This window comes from Chamaesiphon sp. OTE_20_metabat_361 (assembly GCF_031364565.1).
The window spans coordinates 1-4,770 of the sequence record NZ_JANLWO010000315.1 but is presented as its reverse complement, the minus strand read 5'-3'; the positions used below and the strand labels follow the sequence as shown (position 1 = coordinate 4,770).

Annotated in this window: 5 protein-coding genes; 3 read left to right on the top strand and 2 right to left on the bottom strand. The window is 44.2% G+C overall.

Annotated features, from left to right (window positions below; genetic code table 11):
- Together RMO35_RS09335 and RMO35_RS09330 are read left to right on the top strand one after the other, a co-directional pair.
- Nucleotides 1–625 (top strand): ferredoxin:protochlorophyllide reductase (ATP-dependent) iron-sulfur ATP-binding protein (locus RMO35_RS09335; RefSeq protein ID WP_309740500.1); only part of this gene is annotated, 625 nt, incomplete at its 5' end.
- Nucleotides 626–912: 287 nt separating this feature from the next.
- Nucleotides 913–2,316, top strand: a complete 1,404-nt coding sequence (locus RMO35_RS09330; protein WP_309740498.1) for a ferredoxin:protochlorophyllide reductase (ATP-dependent) subunit N — start codon at nt 913–915, stop codon at nt 2,314–2,316.
- Nucleotides 2,317–2,399: 83 nt separating this feature from the next.
- On the opposite strand, the gene RMO35_RS25270 is transcribed toward RMO35_RS09330, so the two are convergent.
- Together RMO35_RS25270 and RMO35_RS09325 are read right to left on the bottom strand one after the other, a co-directional pair.
- A complete protein-coding gene (locus RMO35_RS25270) occupies nt 2,400–2,840 on the bottom strand; it encodes a GNAT family N-acetyltransferase (protein ID WP_396135637.1) in 441 nt (146 codons plus the stop codon).
- A gap of 505 nt (nt 2,841–3,345) precedes the next feature.
- The gene (locus tag RMO35_RS09325; protein ID WP_309740495.1) at nt 3,346–3,684 is read right to left on the bottom strand and encodes a hypothetical protein; all 339 of its coding nucleotides are present in this window, start codon (nt 3,682–3,684) and stop codon (nt 3,346–3,348) included.
- Nucleotides 3,685–3,862: 178 nt separating this feature from the next.
- On the opposite strand from RMO35_RS09325, the gene RMO35_RS09320 reads away from it, so the two are divergent.
- Nucleotides 3,863–4,770 (top strand): carotenoid oxygenase family protein (locus RMO35_RS09320; RefSeq protein WP_309740493.1); only part of this gene is annotated, 908 nt, incomplete at its 3' end.

Below are 4,770 nucleotides of genomic sequence, written 5' to 3'. Positions count from 1 at the left end.
AGATTGCGTCGAAGCTGGCGGGCCTCCTGCTGGTGCTGGTTGCGGTGGTTATGTAGTAGGAGAGACAGTTAAGCTGCTCAAAGAATTAAATGCTTTTGACGAGTACGACATTATTTTATTCGATGTACTTGGCGATGTGGTTTGTGGTGGTTTTGCTGCACCTCTAAACTACGCCGACTACTGTTTGATTGTGACTGACAATGGCTTCGATGCTTTATTCGCAGCCAATCGGATTGCGGCATCGGTACGGGAAAAAGCGCGGACGCATCCTTTACGGTTAGCTGGTTTGATTGGCAATCGCACCTCCAAACGCGATTTGATCGATAAATACATCGAAACAGTGCCAATGCCTGTGTTAGAAGTGTTACCGCTGATTGAAGACATTCGTGTTTCTCGCGTCAAAGGTAAGACGCTGTTTGAGATGGCGGAAACGGATAAGTCGTTGGAATATGTCTGCGATTACTATCTAAGTATCGCGGATCAGATACTGGCATTGCCTGAAGGCGTGGTGCCGACGGATGCTCCTGACAGAGAACTGTTTAGTCTGTTGTCTGATTTCTATCTCAATCCGGTTGAGCCAAAGGCTCAGGATGCGAGCGAGAAAGTCGATTTGATGATGGTTTAACTTGTGGGTGGCAGGGATCTACCCACCCCGCCCTACGGGCACCCCTCCGAGGAGGGAATTTCCCACGCCAGGATTTGTAGGGGCGGGTTTATGCTATTAACCTCGAATGTAACGATAACTATCGTACAAACCCGCCCTCACCCACCATCAACCCACAGATCTACATAATTTAAGAACAGAAATCGATAAAAATTCCCCTCCTCGGAGGGGTGGCGCGTAGCGACGGGGTGGGTGCCCCCTCAACCGCAGCCAACCAATTAAAAATTATATTTAAAGGAAAACATATTATGACTGTTGCAGCAGAGCCACAGGCGTTAAATTTTGAATGCGAAACTGGTAATTATCACACCTTCTGTCCGATTAGTTGCGTTGCGTGGCTATACCAAAAAATCGAAGATAGCTTCTTCCTCGTCATCGGTACCAAAACCTGTGGTTACTTCCTCCAAAACGCGATGGGCGTAATGATCTTCGCCGAGCCGCGCTATGCGATGGCTGAATTGGAAGAAGGCGATATCTCCGCCCAGTTGAATGACTATGCCGAACTCAAACGGTTGTGCGAACAAATCAAAAAAGACCGCAACCCCAGCGTAATTGTCTGGATTGGTACCTGTACCACCGAAATTATCAAAATGGACTTGGAAGGCTTGGCTCCACGTCTAGAAGCCGAACTGGGTATTCCGATCGTGACTGCCCGCGCCAATGGGTTAGACTATGCCTTTACCCAAGGTGAAGATACCGTCCTCGCAGCAATGGCGGCGCGGTGTCCTGAGAAGGCTCCTGTGGCTCAGGAAGACAAAGATGAGCGCAATGCCATCTCCAAGCTGATGAACTTCGGACGTAAGAAGGAAGATGTCACTATTTCCGACTCCGAATATAAAGATCATCCCCCACTAGTATTATTCGGCTCATTACCCGATCCTGTCGTCACCAACCTGACACTCGAACTGAAAAAACAAGGGATTAAAGTCTCCGGCTGGCTCCCCGCCAAACGCTTTACCGAACTACCCGTACTCGAAGAAGGGTACTACGTCTGTGGCGTAAATCCCTTCCTCAGTCGCACCGCCACCACACTAATGCGCCGTCGTAAGTGTAAACTAATTGGCGCACCATTCCCGATCGGCCCTGACGGAACCCGCGCCTGGATAGAGAAAATCTGTTCGGTATTTAATATCGAACCCCAAGGCTTAGACGAGCGCGAAGCCCAAATCTGGGAAGGCGTAGAAGAATACGTCAAACTGATTCGCGGTAAATCCGTCTTCTTCATGGGCGACAATCTCCTGGAAGTCTCAATGGCGCGGTTCCTGATTCGCTGTGGAATGACAGTCCAAGAAATCGGCATTCCCTACATGGATAAACGCTACCAAGCCGCCGAACTCGCCCTCCTCGAAAAAACCTGTCGGGAAATGAATTCGCCCTTACCGACAATCATGGAAAAACCCGACAACTATAATCAGTTGCAACGGATTTACGCCCAGAAACCCGATTTAGTCATCACCGGAATGGCTCATGCGAATCCGCTCGAAGCACGGGGAATTACAACTAAATGGTCGGTAGAGTTTACGTTCGCCCAAATGCACGGTTTTACTAATTCTCGCGATATTTTGGAATTGGTAACTCGTCCATTGCGTCGGAATGAAAATCTCAAGGATCTCGGTTGGGAGAAGTTAGTCAGAGATGAAGCGATAGTCTAAATTAGCGGAAAATTCAACTTAACCGAGCTAGTAAATAAGCTCGGTTTTTTAGTAATTTGAATTAACTGATATTAATAAGATTTTCAGCTATTTCTAAAGCCCATGAGATCTCTAGACTTATGTAGTCGAAGCAAAGAGATATTAGTAGGTGAATTTAGCCGATCTATAGTGACAAAGCCAAATCTGCTATAAAAAGCCTTTAGTCTGGAGCCATAAGCCGTTAAATAGACGGGTTGTTGAGTATTATTGATACAATACCAAACCAAGCCACTACCTATTCCTCGATTTTGATGTTTCCTCGAAACTAGTAATGAAAAGATATATTGATAATCGGTAAGAGTATCACAACGAATATATCCACAAACTTCATTACCATATTTGACAAAATAAATAACTATCATCTGCTTTGCTAGAAAGTCAAGCCATGCTAGATACCAGGAAAAACAGAATAGTAAATATACAAAACAAAATATTATAACAACTACTGTTGCCCAAGACTTAGAGAATATTGAGAAGATCGACATCAAGAAAAATACAATTGCTAGAACCTTGTATTTTTCACTATTTCCAATAGCTCCAAAATATACTATCCTTAGTAAATCTTCTTTTGTTGCCGTTCGGAGATAATAACCATGCGGCAACAAAAATATTCTATCCGAAACCATTGTTGATTATAAAAGAGATTGAATCTGATTTGCATATCATTTTAATCGATCCTTAAAACTCGATCGTCAATTATAGGATCTTTAGGGGCAGGTTTATGCAAGTAAATGTCGCTAAATTCGCTTCAAACGAACCCGCCCATCTTCACTAGAATCGATTGTGATAATTTAGGGTGATGATGTTAGATCCGTTGTCAGTGAGGAGGGCAGGTTCGGTTGAGATTTTTAGAATTAGGTTTCAGGCATAATCTATTTTATAAATTATTGCGCCTACCTACTTAACGTCCGGTATCCAGGTGATTTTGAATGAGTTTTTCTTGCTCAGCGGGGATTTTCAGTATGGACTATGATGCTCGGTAGATAGCAGTTATTGTGGGCGGCTGAAAAGATATTCGTTGATTCGATTTTGTTGAGTTTGCAAGCCACGGATATCATCTGAAAAATCAATGAGTCGGCTATCGACTCCATTTAGGCGGAGATCGACTGTGTGCATCCGATTTTCAACTTTAGCGAGTTTAGTTTTCATTTCAGCTACTTCAGTTTTCATTTCAGCTACTTCAGTCTTCATTTCAGCTACTTCAGCTTCAAGATTAGCTAGCCTAGATTCAATCCGACTGCTGCTGGCAAATAGATCGGTAAACTGGCGTTCGTTATTAGCGAATCCCGCTTGAATGGCTTGGAGAATAGCATCATTATTTTCACTCATGTTTTTTAGCCTCAGTATTAGTATTTTATTATATTAATATTTTGTTGTCGATCGACTAATTCATCTAGACGCTCGATAAACCTGCGATCGAGCTACAGAGATTGCCCACTGCTGAACGATCGCGATAAAATTGAACTAATAGATATGTCCGCCAATCGGTCATTAAATTTAGTAACAAATGACGACTACAACCTCACGATCGATCTCTAAACCTCTTTGGCAAAAAGCTCTAGCTGCACCCGCTCCCGAATTTCCCCAAACGCAGTTACAGATTCTCTCTGGTGCGATTCCCGATGGCTTGCGCGGTACCCTCTATCGGAATGGCCCCGGACGGCTCGAACGGGACGGTAAGCGCGTCGGACACTGGTTTGATGGGGATGGAGCTATTTTGGCAGTCAAGTTTGCTGATGGGGCTGCTAGTGGGGTCTATCGCTACGTGCAAACTCAGAAATATCAGGAAGAAAGTCAGGTCGATCGATGGTTGTATGGTAACTATGGCATGTTGCCATCTGGAAACCTGTGGGAACGGTTTGGTAAATCGTTGGGAAATGCGGCAAATACTTCGGTTTTAGCTTTACCCGATCGATTATTGGCACTCTGGGAAGGTGCAGAACCGCACGCGCTAGATTTAGAGAGTTTAGCAACGATCGGGACGGATAATTTAGGTAGCGATTTGACTCCGTTAGTTTATTCAGCGCATCCCAAAGTAGATCCAATTTCGGGACATATTTACAATTTTGGGATTTCAATCGGCGCACAACCAAAACTTAATCTTTATCAGAGCGATCGCAGTGGTAATGTTATTAAGACTAGTCAAACTAAGTTACCCAGACTAACGACCGTTCACGACTTTTTGATGGTTGGTAAGTATTTAGTATTTTGTATTAACCCGATCGAGATTCAACCTTTACCCATCCTACTGCAACTAGCTAGTTATAGTGAATCGATCCGATGGAAGCCAGAACTCGGTACCCAAATTATGATATTCGATCGTGAGGATCTGAGTCTAGTTAGTAACTTCACGACTGAGCCGTGGTATCAATGGCATTTAGGGAATGGTTATGTGGATGCTAACGGTAAAATTAT